We start from the raw sequence: 24652 nt of genomic DNA, 5'->3' as shown, positions 1-24652 counted from the left end.
AAGGAAAAGTTTTTGGTAGGGGAAAAATAAAAATAGCTTCTTTTGTTTTTGCAATGAGAGTTTGACGAATCTGCTCTGCTATTTTGAAAAAAGAAAATTCCTAGCTATTATCTAGCCTCGATTATGATATAATAAAGGTGATACAAGTAAAGTAGGTGTGATATGTATATAGAAATAGTTGATGAAACGGGTCAGGTTTCAGAAGAAATCATCAAACAGACCCAAGATATTTTGGAATTTGCTGCCCAAAAAACGGGCAAGGAAAAGAAAGAAATGGCTGTAACTTTTGTAACTAATGAGCGTAGTTATGAGCTTAACTTGGAATATCGAGATACGGACCGACCAACAGATGTTATCAGCCTAGAATACAAGCCTGAGCTAGACATCGCTATTGATGAGGAAGATTTACTGAATCATCCTGAACTGGCTGAGATGTTAGATGATTTTGATGCCTATATCGGCGAGTTATTCATTTCGGTGGATAAGGCGCGTGAGCAGGCAGAAGAATATGGCCACAGCTTTGAACGGGAAATGGGCTTTTTGGCAGTGCATGGTTTTCTGCATATCAACGGCTATGATCACTATACACCGGAAGAAGAAGCAGAAATGTTTGGTTTACAGGAAGAGATTTTGACGGCCTATGGACTCACAAGGGAATAATAAACGCAAATGGAAAAACCGAGATGTCGTCTCGAGTCTGGAATTTGCCTTAACAGGGATTTTTACTGCTATTAAAGAAGAACGAAATATGCAGAAGCATGCTTTTTCTGCTGTTCTTGTAGTGATTGCGGGTTTGATTTTTCGAGTTTCTGCCATAGAATGGCTGTTTTTGCTATTGAGTATTTTTTTGGTTGTCTCATTTGAGATTGTTAATTCAGCCATTGAAAATGTAGTAGACTTGGCCAGTGACTATCACTTTTCTATGTTGGCTAAGAATGCTAAAGATATGGCGGCTGGGGCTGTTTTAGTGATTTCTGGTTTTGCAGTAATCACAGGTTTGATCATTTTTGTTCCTAAAATTTGGGACTGGATTTTTTAAAGATTTGAAAATCGGGGGAGACTGCCGATTTTCTGCTGTTTTAATGAAAATAATAGAGGTGAAATAATGACATTTAAATCAGGTTTTGTAGCTATTTTGGGACGCCCTAATGTTGGAAAATCAACCTTTTTGAATCATGTAATGGGGCAAAAAATTGCCATCATGAGTGATAAGGCTCAAACCACTCGAAATAAAATTATGGGAATTTACACGACGGATAAGGAGCAAATTGTCTTTATCGATACGCCAGGAATTCATAAACCTAAGACGGCTCTAGGGGACTTCATGGTAGAAGCAGCTTATAGCACCTTGCGTGAGGTGGATACCGTCCTCTTCATGGTGCCGGCTGATGAGCCACGTGGCAAGGGCGATGACATGATTATCGAACGTCTGAAAGCAGCTAAGGTGCCAGTTATTTTGGTGGTAAATAAAATTGATAAAGTCCATCCAGATCAACTCTTAGCGCAAATTGATGATTTTCGTCAGCAGATGGACTTCAAAGAAATCGTGCCGATTTCAGCTTTGCAGGGCAACAATGTCTCTCATCTAGTCGACATTCTAAGTGAGAATCTTGAGGAAGGCTTCCAGTATTTTCCAGCAGACCAGATTACCGATCATCCGGAGCGTTTTCTGGTGTCAGAGATGATTCGAGAGAAGGTTTTGATGCTGACGCGGGAGGAAATTCCGCACTCAGTCGCAGTAGTTATTGACAGCATGAAGCGAGATGATGAGACGGACAAGGTTCATATCCGAGCAACTATCATGGTGGAGCGTGACAGCCAAAAAGGCATTATCATCGGTAAAGGCGGTTCCATGCTGAAGAAAATCGGATCCATGGCTCGGCGCGATATTGAGCTCATGCTGGGGGACAAGGTCTTCCTAGAAACCTGGGTCAAGGTCAAGAAAAACTGGAGGGATAAGAAGCTGGACTTGGCGGACTTTGGCTATAATAAGAAGGAGTATTGAGGTTTTCTAAGCCAGTAAGTGAGGTGATGGAGATGCCGTCATTATTCATTGACGAAAGAGGGCAGCAAAATCCAAAAAGTATTATCTTTTTGCATGCTTCAGGCTCGAGCAGTCGGATGTGGTGGCACCATGTTGCTGCGCTTGAGCAAGATTTTCATTGCATTCTTGTGGATTTACCTGGTCACGGAGCCAGTCATAATATTGAGTGGACAAACTTTGATGATGTCGTGGAAATGATTGTGGCTGTCATTAAAAGCAAAGCACATGGCAAGCCGCACTTGGTTGGGCTTTCATTAGGCGGTTCACTCATACTTAAGTTGTTGGAAAAACATTCTAGCCTTATAGATAGAGTCATTGTGGATGGGGCAAGCCCTCAGCCAATTAAGGGCTATCGCAAGATCATTGCCATCGTATATCTGATGTCTTTCTTGAAAAATACTAAATTTGTAGCCAATTTCCTGACAAAGATGATGCAAGAGGACGGAGCACCTGTCCAAGACGTTCAGCGCTTTGTTGCAGATTTCCAAAGAGCTGAACGGCGCTCGTTTCGCCTTGCTATGTCACAGGCGAATCTGTTGAGGCTTGACTTACAGTTTGATAATCCTGCCTTCTTTGTCTCAGGTGGGAAAGAAGCCGAAACCATTCTTGACTGGCACCACAGGTTGGCAGATAAAAATGCTAGGTCTGAATGCGCCTATTATCCTGACAAGGGTCATGCTTGGCTTTTTAGCGATGTGGATACGCATATTCAGCTACTAGGCTATTTCTTTCAAGGTGCTACATTTCCAGAGAAATTGAAGAGATTCTGATATATCATAGACTTCTTATATTGCCTCCATGGTGGGGCATGATAAGGTTATTCAGAATTTTGCTGGCTATCTGTGAAACGCTGGATTGTCAGCCTGCTGATATTTTAGAGTATATTTCTGACTAATAAATAGAAGATAGAAAGGAGCTTTATGCCTGAATTACCTGAAGTAGAAACGGTTCGGCGAGGATTGGAGCGTTTGGTTGTTGACAAGACAATTGAGCAGGTGCAGGTCCGTTATGCCAAGATGATTGGCACGGGAGTGGACAGCTTTATCCACGACTTGCCAGGCCAGGCCATTGAAAAGATTGGCCGTCGGGGCAAGTATTTGCTTTTTTACCTGACGGGTGGAGTGCTGATTTCCCATCTACGAATGGAAGGCAAGTATCTTTTTTATCCTGATGCGGTGCCTGAGCGCAAGCATGCCCATGTCTTTTTCGAGATGACAGATGGTGGGACGCTTGTTTATGAGGATGTCCGTAAGTTTGGGACCATGGAGCTGTTGAGAAAGGATCAGCTGGAGGCTTATTTTGCTGCCAGAAAGCTTGGTCCTGAGCCGACAGAGGCTGACTTTCTTTTGCCGCCTTTTGCAGCAGCTTTGAGTCGTTCTAAGAAGCCCATCAAACCTTATTTGCTGGAGCAGACCTTGGTCGTTGGTCTGGGCAATATCTATGTAGACGAGGCCCTTTGGCGGGCGCGGATTCATCCGTCCAGGCCAGCAGCTAGTCTGAAGCCTGCTGAAGTCAAGCGGCTGCGTGAGCAGATTATAGAAGTTTTGCAGCTTGGAATTGAAAAGAGGGGATCGACCATTCGGACCTACCGCAATGCTTTGGGTGAAGATGGCACCATGCAGGATTTTTTGCAGGTCTATGGGAAGACTGGACAACCCTGTGCTAGATGTGGCAGCCCGATTGAAAAAATTAAGCTGAGCGGACGCGGTACTCATCTCTGTCCTCACTGTCAGAAAGCGAGGTAGCTACCATGGCAAGAATTATTGGTATCACTGGCGGCATTGCCTCTGGTAAGTCAACAGTGACAGAGTTTTTGAGGCGGCAGGGCTACCAAGTCATTGATGCGGATCAGGTAGTGCATGAGCTGCAAGAGCCTGGCGGACGACTTTATCAAGCTCTTTTATCCGCTTTTGGTCCAGCTATCTTACAGGAAGATGGTCGCTTGGACCGGCCCAAGCTGGGAGCTATGATTTTTGGGAATCCTCAACTCTTGGCCCAGTCCAGTCAGCTTCAGAACGAAATTATCCGAGAAGAACTAGCTCGCAGAAGAGACTTGTTAGCAGAAACGGAAGATTTCTTTTTCATGGATCTTCCCCTCTTGTTTGAGCTGGGTTATGAGTCCTGGTTTGACCAAATCTGGCTGGTGGATGTGACGGAGGAAACTCAGCTCAGTCGCTTTATGGCTCGAAATGTTCTCAGTCAGGAAGAGGCTGAAAAACGCATAGCTGCTCAGCTATCTCTTCAAGAAAAACGAAATAGAGCAGACGTACTTATTGATAATAATGGCCCGCTAGAGCTTACTCAAGAGCAACTTCGCGATACTTTGCAAAAACTAGAAAGAAGATGATTTTATTACAAATCAAGTAAATTGGAAACACAATCTTTGGATTGCCTGGTTGGGAAATTTTTTTGTTGGAGCTAGTCTATCTTTGGTCGTTCCTTTTATGTCCCTTTTTGTGGAGGAATTAGGAGTTCGTGGGCATATGGTTGATCTGTATGCAGGGATCGCTGTATCAAGCTCGGCTATGACAGCAGCTTTTCTCTCGCCGGTTTGGGGAAGTTTAGCAGACAAATATGGTCGTAAACCCATGATGATTCGGGCTGCACTGGCTATGACCTTTACTATGGGGGGAATGGCATTTGTACCAAGTGTTTTTTGGCTGATTGTCTTACGGCTTTTAAACGGTGTCTTTTCTGGCTATGTCCCAAATAGTACAGCCTTAATTGCTAGTCAGGCTCCCAAAAGGTATTCTGGCTATGCTTTAGGAACTTTATCGACTGGTGTGGTCGCAGGAACCTTGATGGGGCCACTGTTAGGAGGTTTTGTAGCACAAAGCATCGGAATTAGAAATGCTTTTTTGCTTGTTGGCTTATTTCTTTTCATTGTCACTCTTTTGACAATTTTTTACGTGAAAGAAGACTTTGAGCCAGTGGCTAAAGATAGACAGCTGGCAACCAAGGAACTTTTAGCTGAGCTACCTCATAAATCAATTTTATTTGCTTTGTTTGTGACCAGCATGGTTATTCAAATGGCGGCTCAGTCTATTTCTCCCATTTTAACCCTTTATATTCGGTCAATGGGCCAGGTTGATAATTTGATGTTTGTTTCGGGGCTTATCGTATCAGCCATGGGGATTTCAAGTATTCTGTCATCTAGTCATCTTGGGAAATTAGGGGATAAGATTGGTAACCACCGTCTCCTGCTTTTGGCACTTTTGTACAGTTTTGTTATTTATCTATTCTGTGCTTGGTCGAAGACACCTTGGGAATTGGGTTTTTTGCGTTTCTTATTTGGCATGGGAACAGGTGCACTTTTACCTGGAGTCAGCTCTCTGCTTAATAAGTTGACACCTAAAGAAGGGATTTCTAGGATTTTTAGCTATAATCAAACCTTTTTTTATATTGGTGGAGTCGTAGGACCAATAATGGGGTCAGCTATTGCGGTCAGTCTCAGTTACCACTGGGTCTTCTATGTGACGGCAGGTTTAGTCTTACTAAACTTTTTCGTTTTGTTAATTTGTTTTAGAAAATATTTAGGAGTGAGAGAAATCAGTGCGGGTTAAAGTAAATCTCAAATGTTCTTCCTGTGGCAGTCAAAATTATCTGACAAGCAAGAATAGTAAAAACCATCCAGAAAAGATTGAAGTATTAAAATATTGCCCTAAAGAAAGAAAAGTGACTTTACATCTTGAATCTAAATGAATTTTATGATAAAATAGATAAGATTTTAAGGAGTTTGTATTTATGTATAATCTATTATTAATGATTCTATTAATTTTGTCAGTCATTATTGTCATTGCAATTTTTATGCAGCCAACAAAAAACCAATCTAGCAACGTTTTTGACGCCAGCGCTGGTGATTTATTTGAACGACCAAAAGCGCGAGGTTTTGAGGCTGTTATGCAGAATTTGACCGGTGTTCTCGTCTTTTTCTGGTTAGCGGTTGCCTTAGCGTTGACAATCTTATCTAGTAGATAAAATGGGCTCTGACTTTGTCTTAGCCTTTTTTTAAAGTTAAAAATAGGCTATAAAAAAGTTTAATGGAGCAAAGAAGAGAAAAAGTATGAAATCAGAAATAATTCAATATTTAGAAACGAGACAGCAGGCTAGCGTGGATGAGCTAGCAGCTGCTCTTGGGAAAGAGTCTTCCAAGGACTTTAGTAGCTTGGTTAAGACCATCTCCCAGATGGAAAGAAAGCATCAGATTCGCTTTGATGACAAGGGGCGGATTGAGCTGTATGAGAAGAAAAAACAGGAGCATCTGACGCTCAAGGGTGTTTTTCATGCCCACAAGAATGGCTTTGGCTTTGTCACCTTGAATGAGGAAGAGGATGATCTCTTTGTCGGCCGTAATGATGTCAATCATGCCATTGATGGCGATACGGTGGAAGTAGTCATTACCAAGGTGGCAGACCGGATCAAGGGAACATCAGCTGAGGCTAAGATTATCGATATTCTGGAGCACAGCTTGACCTCAGCGGTTGGCCAGCTGGTTCTGGATGAGGAAAAGCCCAAGTATGCGGGCTATATCCGCTCGAAAAATCAGAAAATCAGCCAGCCTATTTATGTCAAAAAACCAGCCATGGTTTTGGATGGCACAGAAGTGCTCAAGGTTGCTATTGAAAAATATCCAACCAAGAAACACGATTTCTTCGTGGCTAGTCTGGTTGATGTGGTCGGTCATGTCAACGACCCAGGTATTGATGTACTGGAAGTGCTGGAGTCGATGGACATTGTCTCCGAATTTCCAGAAAAGGTCTTGGAAGAAGCCGATCGAGTTCCAGATGCACCGACAGAGAGTGATTTGGAAGGACGTTTGGACCTGCGAGATGAGATTACCTTCACCATCGATGGGGCGGATGCCAAGGATTTGGACGATGCGGTTCATATCAAGCGCCTGAAAAATGGCAACTTTGAGCTGGGCGTCCATATCGCAGATGTGTCCTACTATGTCAAAGAAGGCTCTGAGCTGGACAAGGAAGCCCTCAATCGTGCAACCTCAGTCTATGTGACCGACCGAGTGGTGCCTATGCTGCCGGAGCGCCTGTCTAACGGTATCTGCTCTCTCAATCCCAATGTGGACCGGCTGACCCAGTCAGCTATCATGGAGATAGATGCCAAGGGGCGCGTGGTCAAACATACCATCACTCAAACTGTCATCAAGACGACCTTCCGCGTGACCTATAGTGATGTCAACGACATCATCGCAGGAGATGAGGAAAAAGCTGGGCAGTTCAAGGCTATTGTGCCTAGTATTGACAGCATGGTCCAGCTGCATGAGATTCTGGAAAACATGCGTTTTAAACGCGGAGCGCTTAATTTTGACACCAATGAAGCCAAAATCATGGTCAATAAAGAAGGCCGGCCGGTGGATATTGTCCTGCGTCAGCGGGGAATTGCTGAGCGCATGATTGAGTCCTTTATGCTGGTGGCAAATGAGACGGTGGCTGAGCATTTTGCTAAGCTAAATCTGCCCTTTATCTATCGGATCCATGAGGAGCCAAAGGCGGAGAAGGTGCAGAAGTTTATCGACTACGCCTCTAGCTTTGGGATTCGGATATACGGGACAGCTAGCTCTATGAGTCAGCAGGCTCTTCAGGAGATTATGAAGGCGGTCAAAGACCAGCCTTATGAGGATGTCCTATCCATGATGCTTTTGCGCTCCATGCAGCAGGCTCGCTACTCTGAGCACAATCACGGCCACTATGGTCTGGCAGCGGAGTTTTATACGCATTTCACCAGTCCGATTCGCCGCTATCCGGACCTTCTGGTTCACCGGATGGTACGGGATTATGGCAAGTCTAAAGAAATAGCAGCGCATTTTGAGCAAGTGATTCCAGAGATTGCCAATCAGTCTTCCAGCCGAGAGCGTCGGGCTATCGAGGCAGAGCGTGAAGTCGAAGCTATGAAGAAGGCTGAGTATATGGAAGAATTTGTTGGAGAAGAATTTGACGGCGTGGTTTCAAGCGTGGTCAAGTTTGGACTCTTCGTCGAACTGCCCAATACGGTCGAAGGCTTGATTCATGTTACTAACCTGCCAGAGTTTTACAGCTACAATGAGCGGACGATGACCCTGCAAGGAGAAAAATCTGGCGTGGTCTTCAAGGTTGGTCAGCAGATTCGTATCAAGTTGGTCCGGGCGGATAAGGCTACAGGCGAGATTGACTTTGAATACCTGCCTAGTGAATTTGATCTGGTAGAAAAGACAAGTAAGAGTGGCAGAGGAAAGTCAGGCAGAAAGAGACGCCGTGAGGATGACAAGCGCAGCCATTCTTCCAAAGAAAAAGGCAATAGGGATAAGAAAGATAAGAAGTCCAAGAAAGGCAAGAGCCAGAAGGCATTTTACAAGGAAATAGTAAAGAAAGGAGCCAAGCATGGCAAAGGGAGAAGGAAAGGTCGTCGCGCAAAATAAGAAGGCCAGACACGACTACACCATCGTGGATACCATCGAGGCTGGCATGGTACTGACCGGGACGGAAATCAAGAGTGTCCGTGCTGCCCGCATCAATCTCAAAGACGGCTTTGCCCAGATCAAGAACGGTGAGGCCTGGCTCAGCAATGTCCATATTGCGCCTTATGAAGAGGGCAATATCTGGAATCAGGAGCCTGAGCGTCGCAGAAAGCTGCTGCTGCATAAGAAGCAGATCCAAAAGCTGGAGCAGGAGACCAAGGGAACTGGAATGACGCTGGTGCCGCTCAAGGTCTATCTCAAGGACGGCTATGCAAAGCTCCTCCTAGGGCTAGCCAAAGGGAAGCACGACTACGACAAGCGCGAGTCCATCAAACGTCGCGAGCAAAACCGAGATATAGCAAGACAGATGAAGAACTTTAATACAAGATGAAAGACTGGGCGACCGGTCTTTTTTATCTCTTCTCTTTCCGTCCATTGCCATAGATAGACTAAAAGTACACAAAAGAACCATTAAATCAAAATAATATAGAATAAACAAACACTTTTGTAATAAATATTGTAAACGCTTGCAAAAACACCTTTATATAGTATACTGAGGATGGAATGTTTTGGTATTATGGTTTATACTACTTAGACTGGGACTTGATTCCAGCCCTGCAGATAGTCAAAAGGAGATAGACTATGGAGAAAATACTGCTCAGACTAATGTTCCTTGCAATGTTAGTTGCTCTTTTGCCTGTTCAAGTTGCACAGGCTTGTTCTGCTTTTATTGTCGGTAAAGACCTAACAGCAGATGGCTCTACTCTATTTGGTCGGACAGAGGACTATCCCTACGCCCCTGATGGTGGTCGGCACAATCAAAACTATGTAGTTGTGCCAGCTAAGACCTATAAAGATGGCGATAAGATAGAAGATGAGTCAAATGGCTTTACCTATCCGCATTTGGCGAATGAAATGAAATACACAGCTGTCTACGACTCTGATCGTGACAACTGAAGTAACGGAAACTTCGCTGCGCATGGTTTTAATGAACTTGGTGTAGCTATGACAGCGACCGTTTCAGCAACACCAAACGATAAAGTGTTAAAAGAAGATCCACTTGTAAAAGATGGTCTTCCAGAAGCATCATTAGTTGACCTTGCTTTGCCTCGTGCGAAAACAGCACGTGAAGTTATTGAGACAGTCGCGAAAGTTCTGGATGAAAAAGGGTCAGCAGAAGGAAATATCATTGTTGCAGCAGATAAAAATGAGCTATGGTACATGGAAATCCTGTCTGGTCACCAATATGTAGCCATCAAATTCCCAACGAATAAGTATGCTGTCTTTGCGAACACTTACTATCTTGGTCACGTTGACTTGAACGATAAGGAAAATGTCATTGCTTCTAAAGATGTGGAAGAAGTAGCTAAAAAAGCAGACAACTATAAGACCGACAAAGATGGCAACTTTATGATTGCTAAATCATACGGACCTGATAAATATATGGAACGTAATCGTTCTCGGACTTATGCAGGTATCAAGTGGATGGACCCACAAGCAAAAGTAAATTATGACGATGAAGCTTTTGATCTCTTGCGCGAACCAACTGATCCAAATAAGAAATACACGGTTCATGATGTGATCGCGGAACAAAGAAATCGTTTTGAACACTTGCCAGAATATAAGGCGGATGATTTGGTTGAAGTTGGTAAGAAAATAGATACCAATGTTTATAAGTATGCTTTAGGTAACGAAAATGTAATCGACGCCCACGTTTATCAAATCAAACCAAACCTACCAAATGCCTTTGGCGGTGTTATGTGGCTGGGTCTGGCACAAAGTCGCAACACACCATATGTACCATTCTATGGTAATGTAGAAGATACTTACGAAGCTTTCAAGAACCGTTCTACTAAATATGACGGAAAATCTTGGTATTGGACTGTTTGGCATATTGACCAAATGGTTATGAAATATCCAGAAATCTTTGGTAACAGCATCCAAGAAAAATGGAAAGCTAAAGAAGCTGAATGGGATAAAGAACAAACCGAACGCGACGCCAAATATGCAAACTACACAGATGAACAAGCCAAAGCCGCTGGACCAGAAGTGACTAAGGAAGCCTTGGAACGCTCAGAAAAGATCTTTAAGGAAATAAAAGCAGTCGAAGCTGAGATGGAAGAAAAGATCAAGAAGGAAAAAGGTCAAGATGCCGACCTTGTTTATACCGGATATAACAAGGCAAATCTCTTGGCAGATGCCAAAAAAGGTAAGGAAAAAGACAAAGCTAAGGAAAGTGATACCAAGAAAGAAAACTCTGAAACTAAGAAGAGCGATTCTAACCAGTACGGTTTGTGGATAGTCATAGCCTTAGTCGTTGTTGTAGGTGGCTTTATTGCCTTCAAACAATTTAGCAATAAGAAAGAAGATTAAGTTTTTCTTATCTATTCTGACTAAAGAGCCGAGTTCCGATACTCGGTTCTTTTTCTATTTCTGGCTTTAACTGCTCAAAGGTTTGGTATTTTCTTAATTTTGCTGTGCAGGTAAGCTTGTCAAGAGGACGATTTTTCGGTATGATTAAAAAGAAATCAGATTGCTTGGAAGGAATTATATGATGCAAGATTTAGTTATGTATAGACGTATGCCTATTTGGACTGCAGAAACTATGCCAGAAGCTGTGCAACGCAAGCATAATACCAAGGTAGGCACTTGGGGGAAAATCACAGTTCTTACTGGAGAATTAAAATTTATTGAAATGACTGAGGATGGGGAAGAGTTGGCTGAGCACATTTTTAAAGCTGGGGAAGACAATCCCTATGCTCAGCCCCAGGCTTGGCATCGTGTCGAAGCCTTGACAGATGACCTTGAATGGTACTTAGAGTTCTACTGTTTACCTAAGGATTACTATGCAAAGAAATATGGTCTGACGCCTGTCCATTCTGAGGTACTGGAAGCTACAGATACTGTAAAACCTGGAAAAGTTTTGGACTTAGGCTGTGGCCAAGGAAGAAATGCTCTCTTTTTGGAGCAGTTGGGATTTGATGTAACTGCGGTAGATGTTAATCCCTTATCATTGGACAATCTTGCATCTATTATCGAAGCAGAAGATCTGAATATGTTAGCCGGAACTTATGATATTAACTCTGCAAACCTGACTCAAAAGTACGATTTTATTGTATCCACTGTAGTCTTTATGTTCTTGAATCGTGAACGTGTTCCTGAGATTATCCGCAACATGCAAGAGCAAACAAACCCAGGTGGCTATAATCTTATCGTCTGTGCCATGGATACAGAAAGTCATCCATGTCATATGCCTTTCTCTTTTACCTTCAAGGAAGGAGAGCTACGTGATTACTACAAGGATTGGGAATTCATCAAATATAATGAAGATCTAGGCAGACTTCATAAGGTTGATGAAAATGGCAATCGAATCCAGCTTCAATTTGCGACGATGCTGGCTAAAAAGAAATAAACAATAATGGAAGTATTAGTTTTGCTAGTATTTCCAATTTTTTTAAGTTTTGCAAAAAAATTTTTATACAGCATGATGGAAATGTTTGTAAATTTATACAAGAACCTCAAGTGAAAAATTAAATTTACAAAGTAATCAGAATTTATCTTAGGTGAATTTATTCATTTTTCTGTAGAAATCTATTTTGAAAACGCTTGCAAGAGTAGAAAGAGAATAGTATACTAAACATGTGGTATTCGGTTTACCAATTAATATATAAAGGAGAAACTGATGAAAAAGAATCTTTTCCGATGGCTTGTTACAGCCATGATGCTTCTTATACTCTTTCCTTTCCAAGTCGTCCAAGCTTGTACAGGTTTTATCATTGGGAAGAATTTGACGACCGATGGTTCGACTCTCTATGGCCGAACAGAGGACTTGGAGCCTAATCATAATAAAAACTTTGTTGTGAGGGAGAGAAAGAATAATAAAGCTGGTGATAAATTTGTAGATGAAACCAATGGCTTTAGCTTTGATTTACCAGCTGTTAGTTACAAGTATACGGCAGTTCCAGATGTGACTCCAGAACAAGGTGTCTTTGATGAGGCTGGCTTCAACGAAGAAGGAGTTTCTATCTCAGCGACCGTCTCAGCAAGTGCCAACGATGATATTCAGAAAAAAGATCCTTACGTTAAGGATGGTATTGCCGAATCAGCTATAACTTCTGTAGTTCTTCCTCATGTCAAAACAGCTAGGGAAGGAGTAGAGCTCCTAGCAAAAATTGTTAGAGAAAAGGGTGCGGCAGAAGGAAATATCATAACGATTGCAGACAAGACTGGTGTTTGGTATATGGAGATTCTTTCTGGGCACCAATACGCAGCAATCAAGTTTCCGGATGACAAATACGCTGTCTTTCCTAACACCTTCTTCCTTGGCAATATAAATGTAAATGATACAGAAAATACTATTGCTTCAGCAGATCTTGAGAAAACAGCTCGTGATGCTGGAACTTACAAAGAAGTTAATGGGGCATTTCATATAGCTCAATCGTATAATCCGCCTTTGGCTGAAGCGAATCGTTCTAGGGTTTGGTCTGGTATCAAGGCTTTGAATCCAAATGCAGATGTGAAATATGATGATGAATATTTTGAACTCATGCACTCAACTAATGACAAACTTAGTCTTCGTGATGCTATGAATTTGCAACGAAACCGCCTAGAAGGAACAGACTTTAAACCGCTGGATCAGATGGAGCTTGATGGTAAAGGAATTCCAGATAAGAAAAAGGCTGATCCTGTTTATAAGTATCCGATCTCCAATCCTAATGTCATGGAAGCACATATCTTCCAGCTAAAAGATAATTTACCTGCTAAAACAGGAGGAGGCATTTTCTGGCTTTCTATGGGAAGTCCGCGAAATGCACCATACCTACCTTACTATGCAAATATCAACAATACTTATCAGGCTTATCAAGAAATGAGCACAGCCTATAATGAAAATTCTTGGTATTGGACAGTTAGCCGTATCAATGATCTAGTAGCTAAATATCCTGATTTATTTGAAGATGGCTCTATCCGTAGTGAGATTGAACGTCTAGAAACCCAATGGATGGAAGAGCAGGCTGCTTATGATAAAGAACAAATTAGCCTTGCTAATCAACCAGAAGAAGCCAGTCTAAAAGCAACAAAACTTACTATGGAACGGGCGGAATCAGTCTTTAAGCACCTCAAGGAAATTCAGAAAAAAGCTGAAGACAAGGTAGTAAGTGAATATGGTATTAAAGCCCTAAAAGAAATTGAGGAATCAGAAGATTCTAATACCGAAGAAACCATTCGTCTGGAAGATTTTGATTACGATATTGCTTTGGCTGGAGGAATCTTTGTTCTGACTGTTGTTGGAATAGTGATCTATCTCGTAAAACGCAAAAATAAAAAAGGAGCAGACAGTCATGAATAAAACAAGAAGAATTGCTCTCTATATTTATTTGGTATTAGCAGGTATTGGCTTGCAGTTTGAATTGGGAGACATGGCAGATAAGGACATCACCTTAGAGGCTGGACGTGACCTCATCCTTAATCTAGCTGTTTTAGCGGCCTTCTTCCTACCTATCTATTTCTTAATTAAAAAGCTTGCCAAAAAGTTATCTGTAGAGACCATTGTTCTCGGAACTGCCCTTTTTGGAGGTGCATTTATTGCAGGCTGGCTTAGCTTTGCAGGTAATAGCCTGATTGACATTATTAATTCAAATTTCATTAAAGATCCTGCAGTTTTTAATGACTGGACCAATGCATTGACGGCTCCTTTTGCTGAGGAATTTTTCAAGGCCTTGACTGCCTTTGCAGCCCTTTATATTTTGGGTAAAAAAGATCTCCAATCTGTCTTAATTGCTGGACTGAGCTCTGGTTTTGGTTTCCAAGTCATAGAAGATATTGGTTATGTATCCAGACAGACTTTTGGTGGAGAAAATAGCGGTGCTTTAGAAGCGATTGGTAGAATTGCTGGTGGCTTTGCTTCTCATACGCTCTATACGGCAGTCGTGACTGTTGGGGTCTACCTTCTCTTTTCTAAAGTTTATAAGAAATATCGCCGCTTCGGTCTCTGGTGCGTCGTTTCAACAGTTGTTAACCATTTTATTTGGAACTCTCCATTTTACGAAACAGAACATCGGATCAATCTAGTTGTTGGAGCTTTATTTGCTTTTCTTGCAGCCACCTTTGTAGAGGTTTACCGGCTGGTCATAAAAGAGCATAACTTAAGTTGAATAAACTAAAAACAAGCCTTTAAGTGGCTTGTTTTTAGTTTGAAAAGTGAGGTCTGTTGGCGACATATCAGTTAGGTTCAGCATATAATTCTCTCTTCCCAGACTACCGGTATTCCGTGTAAGTAGAAGCTTATGTCACAAAGAGATTGATAAAGCATTTCTGCTCCTTCTTATCTCCAATATTCATAGTTATAAGTAGTCAAAATCATATCAGTGATTTCTTCGGGCTCTTCCTGAGCTCCGCCAGCTATCCAGAGAGAAACAACCCCTTCAACGCTGGATAAGAAAATTTCCAGTGCATATTTCTGGGGAATCTGAAAGTTTCCCTCTAAAAAAAGCTTGGTAGAAACTTCTTGCTTGTCGCTCAGAATGATACTGGTCAGAAACTCCCGGATGGCCTCACGAAAGTTTATATAGTGGCTCCTAGTCAGGGCATTGATAAGCCGTTCATTGGCACGAAGTATATGAAAATTTGCTGTCATTAACTTTTTGGGAGATTCTCTTTCCTCCTCAAAAAAACTATAAAGCTGGGAAATAATGTCACTTTTTAGACTATCAATCATCTGGTACTTGTCCTCATAGTGGAGATAAAAGGTACCTCGGTTAATACCAGCCCGCTTGCAGAGCTTGCTGATGGAGATATTCTCAAATTTTTCTTCTGAAAGTAACTGAATCAAGGCTTCTTTGATGTCTTCCTTGGTGCTGGTTTTTCGTTTCTGGGCCATTTTTCTTCCTTTTTCTTAAATCAACAGTTTGTTGATTTTTGATTATTGCTTTTTATCTAAGCTCATTATATAATATCTGTGATTTAGAATCAACACCTTGTTGATTTAAAAGAAACGAGCTTTGAAAAGGAGAAAAACGATATGGCTTACATTGAAATGAAACATAGCTTTAAACGTTATCAGGTAGGTGATACAAAAATTGTAGCCAATAACGATATTTCTTTTGAGATTGAAAAGGGGGAACTGGTTATTATACTGGGGGCTTCTGGTGCTGGTAAGTCTACAGTGCTCAATATTCTCGGCGGTATGGATACCAATGATGAGGGAGATATCTTGATAGACGGTCAGAATATTGCTGACTACAATTCCCACCAGCTGACAGATTATCGTCGCAATGATGTGGGTTTCGTCTTTCAATTTTACAATTTGGTGCCCAACCTGACGGCCAAGGAAAATGTCGAATTGGCTTCTGAAATCGTCAAGGATGCTCAAGATCCAGTGGCCGTTCTCACTTCGGTTGGTATGGAAAATCGCCTCAATAATTTTCCGGCGCAGTTATCAGGCGGGGAGCAGCAGCGAGTGTCCATTGCTCGGGCTGTGGCCAAAAATCCCAAGATTTTGCTCTGCGATGAGCCGACAGGGGCTCTGGACTACAACACCGGCAAGCAAGTGCTGCAAATCTTACAGGACATGTCCCGCAATCAAGGAGCGACGGTGATTATCGTGACCCACAATGCTGCCTTGGCTCCCATTGCTGACCGGGTCATCCGCATGCACGATGCGAGAGTCAAGAGTGTTACAGTCAATGAAGCGCCTCAGGATATAAGTACATTGGAGTATTGATATGAAGAGAAAGATTTATTGGAAAGATATTCTGCGCTCCTTCACTAGCTCTAAAGGACGTTTCCTATCTATTTTAATCCTCATGATGCTGGGTTCTCTAGCTCTCGTGGGGCTCAAGGTCGCTCCTCCCAATATGCGCAGAACAGCAACAGATTACTTGAAAGAACAGCGAACCATGGACTTGGCTGTTATGGCGGACTATGGTTTGGATAAGGCGGATCAGAAAGAGCTGGAAGCTATCAGGGGAGCTAATGTCGAGTTTGGCTATCTGACAGATGTCACCGTCGACGAGGAGGCTCTCCGAGTATTCTCAAATACCAAGGATATCTCAAACTTTCAAGTGACTTCTGGCCGTCTTCCCAAGAAAGAGCAAGAAATTGCCCTGGCTAGCTTTTGGTCAAAAAAATATAAACTTGGTCAGGAGATTGATCTGACCGAAAAAGCAGGCGGTCGGTCAGTTCTGAAAAACAAGACCTATAAGGTCGTGGGATTTGTCAACTCGGCTGATCTCTGGTCTGATAGAAATCTGGGCAATGCGACTAGTGGCAGCGGGGCTTTATCAGCCTATGCTGTAGTCAGCCCCAAGGCATTTAAAACAGATGTTTACACCATTGCCCGTCTGCGCTATCATGATTTAGAAAAGCTGGATCCTTTCTCTGCAAGCTATCAGGAGCGTTTGGAGAAGCACCAGACTGCTTTGGACAAGAGTCTGGAAGATAACGGAGCGGCTCGCTTTAAGCGATTAGAGGTAGATGCCAAAAGCACCATCCAGAAGGGCCAAGATAAGATTGCTCAGGCTGAGAGTGAGCTGACCCAAGGTAAAAAACAATTAGAGCAAGCTCAGAGTCAGCTAGACCAGAAAAAAAGCCAGCTAGTAGCAGCCCAAGCCGCTTCTATTCTCCCTCCTGCACAGCTCAGCCAGAGTCAGCAGCAGATTCAGGAAGCTGAGTCCCAGCTCAATCAGAAAAAAGCAGACCTAGCTCAGGCAGAGAAAGACTTATCAGCTAGCAAGGACAAGCTAGCTGACGCTAAGGCAGACTTGAATCGTTTGAAAGAGCCAACCTATCATAGCTATGACCGCAAGTCTCTGCCAGGTGGTAATGGCTATCATATGTATACAAACTCCATGAATAGTATTGCGTCGATTGGCAATATCTTCCCAGTGGTGCTCTATCTGGTGGCAGCTATGGTGACCTTTACCACCATGACTCGCTTTGTCGACGAGGAGCGAACGAATGCAGGTGTTTTTAAGGCTCTCGGCTATCATAGCCGCGATATCATTCGCAAGTTTGCTCTTTACGGTTTGGTAGCAGGCAGTCTAGGTACCCTCATAGGGATTCTGCTGGGACATTATTTCTTGTCGGGAGTGATTTCTTCTATTATTACCAGAGGGATGGTGCTCTCTGCCCCTCATGCATATTTTTATATTTCCTATAGTTTACTGGCCCTTGGGCTTTCCCTTCTTTCCAGCGTTCTCCCTGCCTATTTGGTGGCAAGACGAGAGCTGACAGAAGAAGCAGCTCGCTTGCTTTTGCCCAAGCCACCAGTCAAGGGATCCAAGATCTTTTTGGAAAGACTGTCCTTTATCTGGCGGCGCCTTAGCTTTACTCAGAAAGTCACAGCTCGCAATATCTTTCGCTATAAGCAACGGATGTTCATGACCATCTTTGGTGTGGCGGGTTCTGTTGCCCTGCTATTTGCCGGCTTAGGACTCCAATCTTCTATTGGTGGTATTCCAAAACGTCAATTTGAGGAGATTCTGCGATACGACTTGATTGTTGCTGTCAATCCTGGGGAGAATCAAGCAGAGCAAGACAAGCTGAAAAAGATGCTGGCAGATGGCTCGATTGCTGATTATCAGGAGATCTATAGTGAAACCTTGACAGAGAAATACAAAGGAAAAAAAGAGACAGAGTCAATCACTTTAATGGTTACTGACAAGGAAAATTTTGAACCTTTCATCTCTTTAGAAAGTCCTGACACCCGACAGAAGCTGTCCCTGAAGGACGGTGCAGTGGTTTCGGATAAACTGGCCCGTATAGCTGGAGTTAGCCCCGGTGGCCGTATAGAGCTGGGTGGAAAGTCTGTCAAGCTCGCAGCAGTCAATGAGAATCATTTTGGCCATTTTGTCTTTATGAAAGCGACTGACTACCAGAAGATTTACGGAAAAAAGCCCGAGAAAAACGCTTATCTAGTGCGACTCAGGAACCCTTCTAGTAAGAATATTGTGGACAAGGCCAATGAATTTATGAGCCTCAAGTCTGTCAAGAGTGTCTCACAAAACGCTAGCATGGTGAAGCAGTTCAACGTTCTAGCTGATTCTCTTAATAATACGATGCTTATTTTGGTGGTGATCTCTGTTCTTCTAGCAGTTGTCATTCTCTACAATCTGACCAATATCAATGTAGCTGAGCGGATTCGCGAGCTGTCCACTATCAAGGTTCTGGGCTTCCATAATAAGGAAGTGACCCTCTATATCTATCGAGAGACCATTATTCTGTCAGTGATTGGGATGACAGTTGGGCTTCTAGGTGGTTTCTTCCTGCATCGTTTTTTGATTGAGAAGGTTGCGCCTAGCATTATCAGCTTAAACCCTCAAGTAAGTTCCTCAGTCTATCTGTTTCCTCTAACAGCAGTGACTCTTATCCTGACCTTGCTTGGCTTCTTTGTCAACTGCCGCCTCAGACGGGTGGATATGCTGGAAGCGCTCAAGTCTGTTGATTGATAAAAAAACTTTAAGACTTTCACTCACTTGTGAACTGCACCCCAAAAGTTAGACAGAAAAATCTAACTTTTGAGGTGTTTTTAAATAAAATTAACTTATGAGGAAAACGTTCAAATCTATGAACTTCGAAAATAAGGGCAGAGCTTCAAACTGCTTTAGAAAGTCTGAGATTTTTATGGATACGAGAAGAATTTTAGAGTCTTAGAGAACCTTTGAAAAAGCTACTGTAAACTATCAAATTACTACTATAATAAACGAAATTAAGGTCAAACTAAAAGGACTCAGTCCTGTTCAATACAGAACTAAATCCTTTGGATAAATTAATTGTCTAACTTTTTGGGGTAGTACAAACTTAATGTTCTTTGCGCTGTTTACATTCAAATTTCTCTTGTTTTAGTGTTTGCTTTTATAGATAAGACTGATGTTTTGAGTGTTTTTCGTTCCTCATTCTGCAACTGCAAGAGTTCTTGCGACATAGAAGACAATTTCTGGTCCATTTGCTTTCTAACTGCTCATTGTAAGCGATTCGGATTCTTAATTTTTTAATGTCGCTTTCTTAATAACTCTGATGTGAAAACTAATTGGGGAAATAAAACCTTAAAAAATCTAATGTTTCTTCATCCCTTGGTTCTCGACCTAAGGTCACATGGCAAACTTGGTAATTTTTCTGATATTCTAGTTTGAAAAGATCACGCAAAAATCCATCTTCAAAATAAGCTGCCAAATCGATTGAAATAGTTTTCATAATAGAACCTCTTTTTTAAAAATCCCTAAGAACGGACAACCAAGGAGGAAGGTTTCTGATATGACAGCCTACGTCTGGACTACTAACCGGAACTGTATTGTTATCTTAGTTGGGACTATTATAGCATGGTTTAGCTCTGTCTACATATTTTTTAGATGTGTATTAAAAAAATTTATCGTAGCTAACCAAGAGTCTACACTTTCTTTCATCAATAAACGCCAATCTTTTCGATAACGATGGTTCGGTTGATAAGCAACCGTCAACATATGCCCTGTTTCATGGTATTTTCTAAACAAGATTGATTGTCCATTATAATGCGAGACAATATCATCTATTGCTGATGATGCCTCCCATATTTCATCAACATCGCTTCCTAGTAATAATAAAGGAGATGAAATTTTACTTATATCAATCCTAGCTCTATTATATTTAGGAATATGTTTTCCAAAAAGCCTGTTTAACAGAAAATTTCCTAGTTGAAATCTTTGATATGGAAGTTCTTTTTGTAAATATGTCCAAGAAGATGAATGAGAGTTAAGTTTTCCCTTTATTCCCTCAAATATTACGTTTGAAGGTGAATTGAGTACTAAACATTGAACATCATCCAAAATACTTTGTGCAGCCAGAACGAGTTCTGCTCCTTTAGAGCGACCATATATTCCTATTTTTGTATTATCAACTTGAGGATGATGACATAGAAAATCTTTCGCCTCCTCCAAACATTCTATCGGAATTCTTTCTAAATTTTGGGGTAATCCCTCTAAACCAAAATAAGCTATCGCAAGACAAATATAGCCTCTAGAAGATAAAAGTTGGGCAATATTCTGAGCTTTTTCAATTCTTCCCTCACTACCACTAACAATAATTACGGCCGGCGCCTTTCTTAACTTTTCATCATAAAATAATCGACCTTGAAAATGCTTATCATAAATATCTTGATACCTTATTCCCAGATTCATATAACGCCTTACAAAACTTTTCTCCGCGACCACATCTTTCCCCAGCTTGATTTTAATTTCAATACCAAAACAATCTCGCAATGGAATTCTATCAAGAGAACTGGGTAATCTCCTTTTCCTATTCTTCAACGGTTTCGCATTAAAGAACAAGCCCATCTCTGAAACTCCTTTATAAGATCCCGAAATAGATGCTGTTTGAGAGGTGTCAATCATACCGCCCTGATCAGATAAAAAAATTGCAGTTGATTTCCACATGACATCATGATCTAAAAGTAAGGGAGCATTTATACAGTAATAATCAGACAGGTACATTTCTACACAATACCTTGTCCTTGGTTCTAAACCATTGATAGTAATATAAAAAGATTCATCTGCTAAGTCAGTTTGTGAAATCAGTTCAATGTTTACACTCATATCTTCTCCTTTTGTTAATATACTTAACAACAAAATTTAAAATTTACCGTGACTTTCACCACGGTAATCCTCCCCATATATTTTCAATATCATCCATCAATTTCACAACTGTTTGAAGCTCCTCCTCGCTATAGTTGTTTAAAACTGAAAAGACTGATTCTTCAATATATGCTTGTTGCTCCTTATGGATTTTAAAAACTTCGATGCCTTTTTCAGATAATCTCAAATATTTATTTTTCCCATTATTCGGAGCAAAATCAAAAACAACTAAATTTTTTTGAATTAATCTCCTAACACTTTGAGTTATTGCACTTCTCGAAACTTTTAACAATTCAGATAATTTCACTAGATTTAAAGGCTGATTTTTCCCAATCACAACAATCAAATGTACCTCATTCAACGTAATGGATTTGTCAATACTAATTTTATGTTGATTTTTTTTTAACTGTTCAAACGTTAAAATAAATCTATTGAAACGATTATTAAATGTAATAAATTCTTTTTTATCCATAAACTTCCTTCATTTTGTTAATTATATTAACAAAATGAAGGTTTTTTGTCAAATAAAAAATCTTCCAGATTTGAATATCATACCAAAAGTTTGACAGAAGAAAACTAACTTTTTGGGGGCAGTACAAAAACTTTCACTCACTTGATGGGTGGAAGTTTTTTTGAACTTTGATATAATATTCCTTGTAAAGAAAGAGAAAGACACACGATGACACGAAAAATTGCCTTATTATCCGATGTACATGGAAATAGCACAGCCTTGGAAGCAGTACTGGCAGATGCGGAAAGCCAGCAAGTGACAGACTATTGGTTTTTGGGGGATTTGCTCCTGCCAGGAACCGGTCGCAGAAATATCTTAGATAGGATGGATCAGCTGCCCATCAGCCTCCATGTCAGAGGGAATTGGGAAGACAGTCTCTGGCACGCCCTGCACCAAAAGCTGGATTTGAGTCGCCCCAGCCATCTCTATCTGACCCGGCTCTGCCATTTTGTCCTAGAAGAGATCCATACAGAAGAGATCAACCGTATGCAGGAACTTCCTCTGCAAATCTTGACAGAAGTAGAGGGATTGAAGATTGCGGTCAGTCACCATCTGCCAGATAAGAATTGGGGACGGGAGTTGATTCATATTGGCGAGCAGAGTGATTTCGACCGCCTTTTTGAAGGAAACGACTGCGCTATCGCTGTTTATGGTCATATTCACCAACAGTTTCTCCGCTACGGGACTAAGGGCCAGCTGATTATCAATCCCGGCTCTATTGGTCAGCCATTCTTTCTAGATTCGGCTTTGCGTCAGGACTTACGAGCCCAGTATGCCATTTTAGAGATTGATGATACGGGTCTGGCTGATGTCGACCTTCGGCGCGTGGCCTACGATGTAGAGCAGGAGCTGAGATTGGCTCGGGAGCTCCACTTGCCTTATTATGAGATTTATGAGGAGAGTCTGGTCAATGGTATCCACCATACTCACAATCACGACCTGCTGAGAGAAATCAGTGAGCGGGAAGGCTATGCAGATGAGATTGCAGCTTTCTTAAAGTCCAGTCGTAACTCTTGAAGTTACACCTGTTTTGAGCTATAATAAAAATAAAGAAAAATGATAAGGGAGAAGAAGAGATGCAGATTTCTAGTCGTTTCACCATTGCCACTCACATGTTGATTGTTTTGGCTTTGGAGGGAAAAAAACGAAAACTGACAAGTGATATTCTTGCTGGCAGTGTCGGTGTCAATCCAGTTATTATTCGCAAGACCTTGTCCCAGCTCAAGAATGCCGGGATGATTACCGTTGCTCGTGGGACTGGAGGAGCAGAGATTGCCAAAGATTTGAAAGATATTAGCCTTTTAGATGTTTATTGTGCTGTTGAGTGTCTAGGAAAGAGTGGCCAGCTCTTTAGCTTTCATGACAAGCCCAATCCAGACTGTCCTATCGGCAAGAACATTCACAATGTCTTAGACGACCGCTTGGCAGCTATTCAGGCAGCCATGGAAGCTGAATTGGCTCAGACCAGTCTTGACGAAGTTGTCGCAGCAACCGAAAAAGAAATTAAAGAACAATCTGCTTCCTAGTGAGCAGATTTTTTTTGGGGGGTGACTAATATCCTGAGATGTAATTATTGACATTACATTAAAACCTGCTATACTAATAGATGTAATATAAATAATTACAATATAAAAATAAGACTTCGAAGCAAATGGAGGTTATGGAAATCCATATCAAGGAACCTATCTCTGTTTTGGAGAAATAAAAAAAATAGAGCAGGCGGACTGCTGAAATTTTAAATTTAAGAGAGGAGAAAGAACATGACTTTTGAATATGAAAGCAAGATTTATCTAGGAGAGGTGGCGCTTTATGTGGCTGACCTAGCAAGACAAAAGGATTTTTATCAGCGTGTTTTAGGGCTGGAACTTTTGGAAGAGCAGGACGGACAGGTGGCCTTGGGTAGGGACGGACAAGCGCTGGTGAAACTCTTAGCAACCAGTGACCGGCAGCCCGTTAAGTCGGCTTACGGTCTTTATCATCTGGCACTTTTGCTTCCAAGCCGTCAAGCCTTGGCAGATATCCTGAAGCATTTATCAGAAAATAAAGTCCCTATGGTCGGAGGAGCGGACCACGGTTATAGTGAAGCCATTTATCTGGAGGATCCAGAAGGCAATGGCATTGAGCTTTATCGGGACAAGCCTCAGGCTGATTGGGATATTCGGGAAGACGGTCGCATTATCGGAGTGACGGAAGCGCTAGCGGCTCAAGAAATCTATGAACTAGGCCAGGAAGTCCAACCGTTTAGTATTGCTGCAGGCACTCGTATGGGTCATGTCCACCTATCTGTGAAAAATAGCAGAGCTGCCAGTCATTTTTACCAAAAGCTTCTAGGCTTGGAGGACAAGTTTTCTGTACCTTCTGCAAGCTGGCTGGCATCAGGAAACTACCATCATCATTTAGCCGTCAATGAATGGGGAGGTTCTCACTTGAATCATCGCCAACCGAAGCAACTCGGACTAGCCTATTTTGAAGCCCAAGTTCAAGGAAAAGAAGACCTAGTAGCTATTTATGAAAATGCTCTGGACTTGGAGGCGCCAGCCCGATGGATTAGCTCCCAAGTGTTAGAAGTCACAGACCCAGATGGAATTGCTGTGAGAATGATTGCACCCACTAAAGTAAATATAGAAAATAAAGACTAAGAAAATTCTTAGTCTTTTTGCTCAAATAATAATTAGAATCAGCCTTGAGCCTGATGGATTTTCCAAAAGAAATGATAAAATGAGACTATCTACAGAAAGAGGAAATAGAACATGAAAACGGTCCTTTATAAAACAAGAAGAAATCGATTGTTAGCCGGTGTTTTAGCTGGTTTGGCAGATAAGTTTAAATTTGATCTTAGTTTGATTCGTTTTTTATACATCCTTTTTACCATTTCGTCTTTTGGATTTGGAGTTGTTATTTATATTTCTTTAGCAGTACTTCTTCCAACCAAGGAAGACATAGAGGCCGAAATGTACGGGACTGGACCAAGAAAGCGTAAGGATGCAGAACCAATTGATGACGATAAAGGACTTTTTTGGTAATGGCTTACTGGTCAAAAAGGA

At 41.7% G+C, this 24652-nt stretch carries 25 protein-coding genes and 2 pseudogenes; 23 read left to right on the top strand and 4 right to left on the bottom strand.

The window, feature by feature from the left end; translation table 11 throughout:
* Positions 1-162: 162 nt before the first annotated feature.
* The 16 genes and pseudogenes from ybeY to HMPREF0847_RS04750 all read left to right on the top strand — a co-directional run bounded on the left by ybeY (position 163) and on the right by HMPREF0847_RS04750 (position 14647).
* Complete coding sequence (gene ybeY / locus HMPREF0847_RS04815) at positions 163-660, top strand: rRNA maturation RNase YbeY (RefSeq protein ID WP_008809071.1); 498 nt, start codon at positions 163-165, stop codon at positions 658-660.
* Complete coding sequence (dagK, locus tag HMPREF0847_RS04810; protein WP_008809070.1) at positions 641-1039, top strand: diacylglycerol kinase; 399 nt, start codon at positions 641-643, stop codon at positions 1037-1039. Before ybeY ends, dagK begins: the two co-directional genes overlap by 20 nt.
* A gap of 66 nt (positions 1040-1105) precedes the next feature.
* Positions 1106-2005 carry a GTPase Era gene (era, locus tag HMPREF0847_RS04805; RefSeq protein ID WP_008809069.1) on the top strand — a complete coding sequence of 300 codons (900 nt, stop codon included), beginning with the start codon at positions 1106-1108 and terminating at the stop codon, positions 2003-2005.
* A 26-nt stretch (positions 2006-2031) separates the two neighbouring features.
* The gene (locus tag HMPREF0847_RS04800) at positions 2032-2814 is read left to right on the top strand and encodes an alpha/beta fold hydrolase (RefSeq protein WP_008809068.1); all 783 of its coding nucleotides are present in this window, start codon (positions 2032-2034) and stop codon (positions 2812-2814) included.
* Positions 2815-2852: 38 nt separating this feature from the next.
* Positions 2853-2939: a helix-turn-helix domain-containing protein gene (locus HMPREF0847_RS11055; RefSeq protein ID WP_081105907.1), complete on the top strand. Its 87-nt coding sequence runs from the start codon at positions 2853-2855 to the stop codon at positions 2937-2939.
* 25 nt (positions 2940-2964) lie between these two features.
* Positions 2965-3789: a DNA-formamidopyrimidine glycosylase gene (gene mutM, locus HMPREF0847_RS04795; protein WP_008809067.1), complete on the top strand. Its 825-nt coding sequence runs from the start codon at positions 2965-2967 to the stop codon at positions 3787-3789.
* A gap of 5 nt (positions 3790-3794) precedes the next feature.
* The gene (coaE, locus tag HMPREF0847_RS04790) at positions 3795-4391 is read left to right on the top strand and encodes a dephospho-CoA kinase (protein WP_008809066.1); all 597 of its coding nucleotides are present in this window, start codon (positions 3795-3797) and stop codon (positions 4389-4391) included.
* Positions 4392-4431: 40 nt separating this feature from the next.
* A complete protein-coding gene (locus HMPREF0847_RS04785; RefSeq protein WP_392391710.1) occupies positions 4432-5607 on the top strand; it encodes a multidrug efflux MFS transporter in 1176 nt (391 codons plus the stop codon).
* Complete coding sequence (rpmG, locus tag HMPREF0847_RS11050; RefSeq protein ID WP_008809064.1) at positions 5597-5746, top strand: 50S ribosomal protein L33; 150 nt, start codon at positions 5597-5599, stop codon at positions 5744-5746. The genes HMPREF0847_RS04785 and rpmG overlap by 11 nt, the downstream gene beginning before the upstream one ends.
* A gap of 42 nt (positions 5747-5788) precedes the next feature.
* Positions 5789-6022, top strand: a complete 234-nt coding sequence (gene secG, locus HMPREF0847_RS04780) for a preprotein translocase subunit SecG (protein WP_008809063.1) — start codon at positions 5789-5791, stop codon at positions 6020-6022.
* An 85-nt stretch (positions 6023-6107) separates the two neighbouring features.
* Positions 6108-8456 carry a ribonuclease R gene (rnr, locus tag HMPREF0847_RS04775; protein ID WP_008809062.1) on the top strand — a complete coding sequence of 783 codons (2349 nt, stop codon included), beginning with the start codon at positions 6108-6110 and terminating at the stop codon, positions 8454-8456.
* Positions 8419-8886: an SsrA-binding protein SmpB gene (smpB, locus tag HMPREF0847_RS04770; protein ID WP_002894882.1), complete on the top strand. Its 468-nt coding sequence runs from the start codon at positions 8419-8421 to the stop codon at positions 8884-8886. The genes rnr and smpB overlap by 38 nt, the downstream gene beginning before the upstream one ends.
* 251 nt (positions 8887-9137) lie before the next feature.
* A pseudogene (locus HMPREF0847_RS04765) lies at positions 9138-10868 on the top strand (C69 family dipeptidase).
* 178 nt (positions 10869-11046) lie between these two features.
* On the top strand, positions 11047-11907 hold the full coding sequence (tehB, locus tag HMPREF0847_RS04760; protein WP_008809060.1) for an SAM-dependent methyltransferase TehB: 861 nt from the start codon (positions 11047-11049) through the stop codon (positions 11905-11907).
* Between the two features lie 270 nt (positions 11908-12177).
* Positions 12178-13842 carry a C69 family dipeptidase gene (locus HMPREF0847_RS04755; protein WP_020992679.1) on the top strand — a complete coding sequence of 555 codons (1665 nt, stop codon included), beginning with the start codon at positions 12178-12180 and terminating at the stop codon, positions 13840-13842.
* Positions 13835-14647: a PrsW family glutamic-type intramembrane protease gene (locus HMPREF0847_RS04750; protein WP_008809058.1), complete on the top strand. Its 813-nt coding sequence runs from the start codon at positions 13835-13837 to the stop codon at positions 14645-14647. The genes HMPREF0847_RS04755 and HMPREF0847_RS04750 overlap by 8 nt, the downstream gene beginning before the upstream one ends.
* Positions 14648-14817: 170 nt before the next feature.
* Here HMPREF0847_RS04750 and HMPREF0847_RS04745 read toward each other — a convergent pair whose 3' ends face one another.
* A complete protein-coding gene (locus tag HMPREF0847_RS04745) occupies positions 14818-15372 on the bottom strand; it encodes a TetR/AcrR family transcriptional regulator (RefSeq protein WP_008809057.1) in 555 nt (184 codons plus the stop codon).
* 141 nt (positions 15373-15513) lie between these two features.
* Here HMPREF0847_RS04745 and HMPREF0847_RS04740 point away from each other — a divergent pair, with 141 nt between their 5' ends.
* The 3 genes and pseudogenes from HMPREF0847_RS04740 to HMPREF0847_RS11440 all read left to right on the top strand — a co-directional run.
* Positions 15514-16215, top strand: a complete 702-nt coding sequence (locus HMPREF0847_RS04740) for an ABC transporter ATP-binding protein (RefSeq protein WP_008809056.1) — start codon at positions 15514-15516, stop codon at positions 16213-16215.
* Position 16216: 1 nt separating this feature from the next.
* Positions 16217-18940: an FtsX-like permease family protein gene (locus tag HMPREF0847_RS04735; protein ID WP_008809055.1), complete on the top strand. Its 2724-nt coding sequence runs from the start codon at positions 16217-16219 to the stop codon at positions 18938-18940.
* Positions 18941-19111: 171 nt separating this feature from the next.
* A pseudogene (locus tag HMPREF0847_RS11440) lies at positions 19112-19259 on the top strand (IS3 family transposase); the annotation flags it as partial.
* A 258-nt stretch (positions 19260-19517) separates the two neighbouring features.
* Here the strand turns inward: HMPREF0847_RS11440 and HMPREF0847_RS11435 are convergent.
* The 3 genes from HMPREF0847_RS11435 to HMPREF0847_RS04720 all read right to left on the bottom strand — a co-directional run bounded on the left by HMPREF0847_RS11435 (position 19518) and on the right by HMPREF0847_RS04720 (position 21569).
* Positions 19518-19685 (bottom strand): DUF2992 family protein, encoded by a 168-nt coding sequence (locus HMPREF0847_RS11435; RefSeq protein ID WP_008809054.1) that lies wholly within the window; start codon positions 19683-19685, stop codon positions 19518-19520.
* Positions 19686-19825: 140 nt separating this feature from the next.
* The gene (locus tag HMPREF0847_RS04725) at positions 19826-21058 is read right to left on the bottom strand and encodes an acyl-CoA thioesterase/BAAT N-terminal domain-containing protein (RefSeq protein WP_020992678.1); all 1233 of its coding nucleotides are present in this window, start codon (positions 21056-21058) and stop codon (positions 19826-19828) included.
* A 55-nt stretch (positions 21059-21113) separates the two neighbouring features.
* The gene (locus HMPREF0847_RS04720) at positions 21114-21569 is read right to left on the bottom strand and encodes a MarR family winged helix-turn-helix transcriptional regulator (protein ID WP_008809052.1); all 456 of its coding nucleotides are present in this window, start codon (positions 21567-21569) and stop codon (positions 21114-21116) included.
* A 207-nt stretch (positions 21570-21776) separates the two neighbouring features.
* Between HMPREF0847_RS04720 and HMPREF0847_RS04715 the strand changes: the two genes are divergently transcribed.
* The 4 genes from HMPREF0847_RS04715 (at position 21777) to HMPREF0847_RS04700 (ending at position 24631) form a co-directional block, all read left to right on the top strand.
* Entirely contained in the window at positions 21777-22625 is an 849-nt protein-coding gene (locus HMPREF0847_RS04715; protein ID WP_008809051.1) for a metallophosphoesterase family protein, read from the top strand.
* Positions 22626-22684: 59 nt separating this feature from the next.
* A complete protein-coding gene (locus HMPREF0847_RS04710; RefSeq protein WP_008809050.1) occupies positions 22685-23134 on the top strand; it encodes an Rrf2 family transcriptional regulator in 450 nt (149 codons plus the stop codon).
* A 234-nt stretch (positions 23135-23368) separates the two neighbouring features.
* Entirely contained in the window at positions 23369-24247 is an 879-nt protein-coding gene (locus HMPREF0847_RS04705; RefSeq protein WP_008809049.1) for a VOC family protein, read from the top strand.
* 111 nt (positions 24248-24358) lie between these two features.
* A complete protein-coding gene (locus HMPREF0847_RS04700) occupies positions 24359-24631 on the top strand; it encodes a PspC domain-containing protein (protein ID WP_008809048.1) in 273 nt (90 codons plus the stop codon).
* Positions 24632-24652 lie beyond the last annotated feature (21 nt).

The sequence above is a fragment of the Streptococcus sp. 2_1_36FAA genome (genome assembly GCF_000161955.2).
Lineage (GTDB): Bacteria > Bacillota > Bacilli > Lactobacillales > Streptococcaceae > Streptococcus > Streptococcus gordonii.
This window is presented reverse-complemented; position numbering and strand designations above follow the sequence as displayed.

Bases quoted from the DNA above. Each gene is read 5' to 3' on its own strand.
- ybeY (WP_008809071.1), top strand. From the start codon at position 163: ATGTATATAGAAATAGTTGATGAAACGGGTCAGGTTTCAGAAGAAATC.
- dagK (WP_008809070.1), top strand. From the start codon at position 641: ATGGACTCACAAGGGAATAATAAACGCAAATGGAAAAACCGAGATGTC.
- era (WP_008809069.1), top strand. From the start codon at position 1,106: ATGACATTTAAATCAGGTTTTGTAGCTATTTTGGGACGCCCTAATGTT.
- HMPREF0847_RS04800 (WP_008809068.1), top strand. From the start codon at position 2,032: ATGGAGATGCCGTCATTATTCATTGACGAAAGAGGGCAGCAAAATCCA.
- HMPREF0847_RS11055 (WP_081105907.1), top strand. From the start codon at position 2,853: ATGATAAGGTTATTCAGAATTTTGCTGGCTATCTGTGAAACGCTGGAT.
- mutM (WP_008809067.1), top strand. From the start codon at position 2,965: ATGCCTGAATTACCTGAAGTAGAAACGGTTCGGCGAGGATTGGAGCGT.
- coaE (WP_008809066.1), top strand. From the start codon at position 3,795: ATGGCAAGAATTATTGGTATCACTGGCGGCATTGCCTCTGGTAAGTCA.
- secG (WP_008809063.1), top strand. From the start codon at position 5,789: ATGTATAATCTATTATTAATGATTCTATTAATTTTGTCAGTCATTATT.
- rnr (WP_008809062.1), top strand. From the start codon at position 6,108: ATGAAATCAGAAATAATTCAATATTTAGAAACGAGACAGCAGGCTAGC.
- smpB (WP_002894882.1), top strand. From the start codon at position 8,419: ATGGCAAAGGGAGAAGGAAAGGTCGTCGCGCAAAATAAGAAGGCCAGA.
- tehB (WP_008809060.1), top strand. From the start codon at position 11,047: ATGATGCAAGATTTAGTTATGTATAGACGTATGCCTATTTGGACTGCA.
- HMPREF0847_RS04755 (WP_020992679.1), top strand. From the start codon at position 12,178: ATGAAAAAGAATCTTTTCCGATGGCTTGTTACAGCCATGATGCTTCTT.
- HMPREF0847_RS04750 (WP_008809058.1), top strand. From the start codon at position 13,835: ATGAATAAAACAAGAAGAATTGCTCTCTATATTTATTTGGTATTAGCA.
- HMPREF0847_RS04745 (WP_008809057.1), bottom strand. From the start codon at position 15,372: ATGGCCCAGAAACGAAAAACCAGCACCAAGGAAGACATCAAAGAAGCC.
- HMPREF0847_RS04740 (WP_008809056.1), top strand. From the start codon at position 15,514: ATGGCTTACATTGAAATGAAACATAGCTTTAAACGTTATCAGGTAGGT.
- HMPREF0847_RS04735 (WP_008809055.1), top strand. From the start codon at position 16,217: ATGAAGAGAAAGATTTATTGGAAAGATATTCTGCGCTCCTTCACTAGC.
- HMPREF0847_RS11435 (WP_008809054.1), bottom strand. From the start codon at position 19,685: ATGAAAACTATTTCAATCGATTTGGCAGCTTATTTTGAAGATGGATTT.
- HMPREF0847_RS04725 (WP_020992678.1), bottom strand. From the start codon at position 21,058: ATGAGTGTAAACATTGAACTGATTTCACAAACTGACTTAGCAGATGAA.
- HMPREF0847_RS04720 (WP_008809052.1), bottom strand. From the start codon at position 21,569: ATGGATAAAAAAGAATTTATTACATTTAATAATCGTTTCAATAGATTT.
- HMPREF0847_RS04715 (WP_008809051.1), top strand. From the start codon at position 21,777: ATGACACGAAAAATTGCCTTATTATCCGATGTACATGGAAATAGCACA.
- HMPREF0847_RS04710 (WP_008809050.1), top strand. From the start codon at position 22,685: ATGCAGATTTCTAGTCGTTTCACCATTGCCACTCACATGTTGATTGTT.
- HMPREF0847_RS04705 (WP_008809049.1), top strand. From the start codon at position 23,369: ATGACTTTTGAATATGAAAGCAAGATTTATCTAGGAGAGGTGGCGCTT.
- HMPREF0847_RS04700 (WP_008809048.1), top strand. From the start codon at position 24,359: ATGAAAACGGTCCTTTATAAAACAAGAAGAAATCGATTGTTAGCCGGT.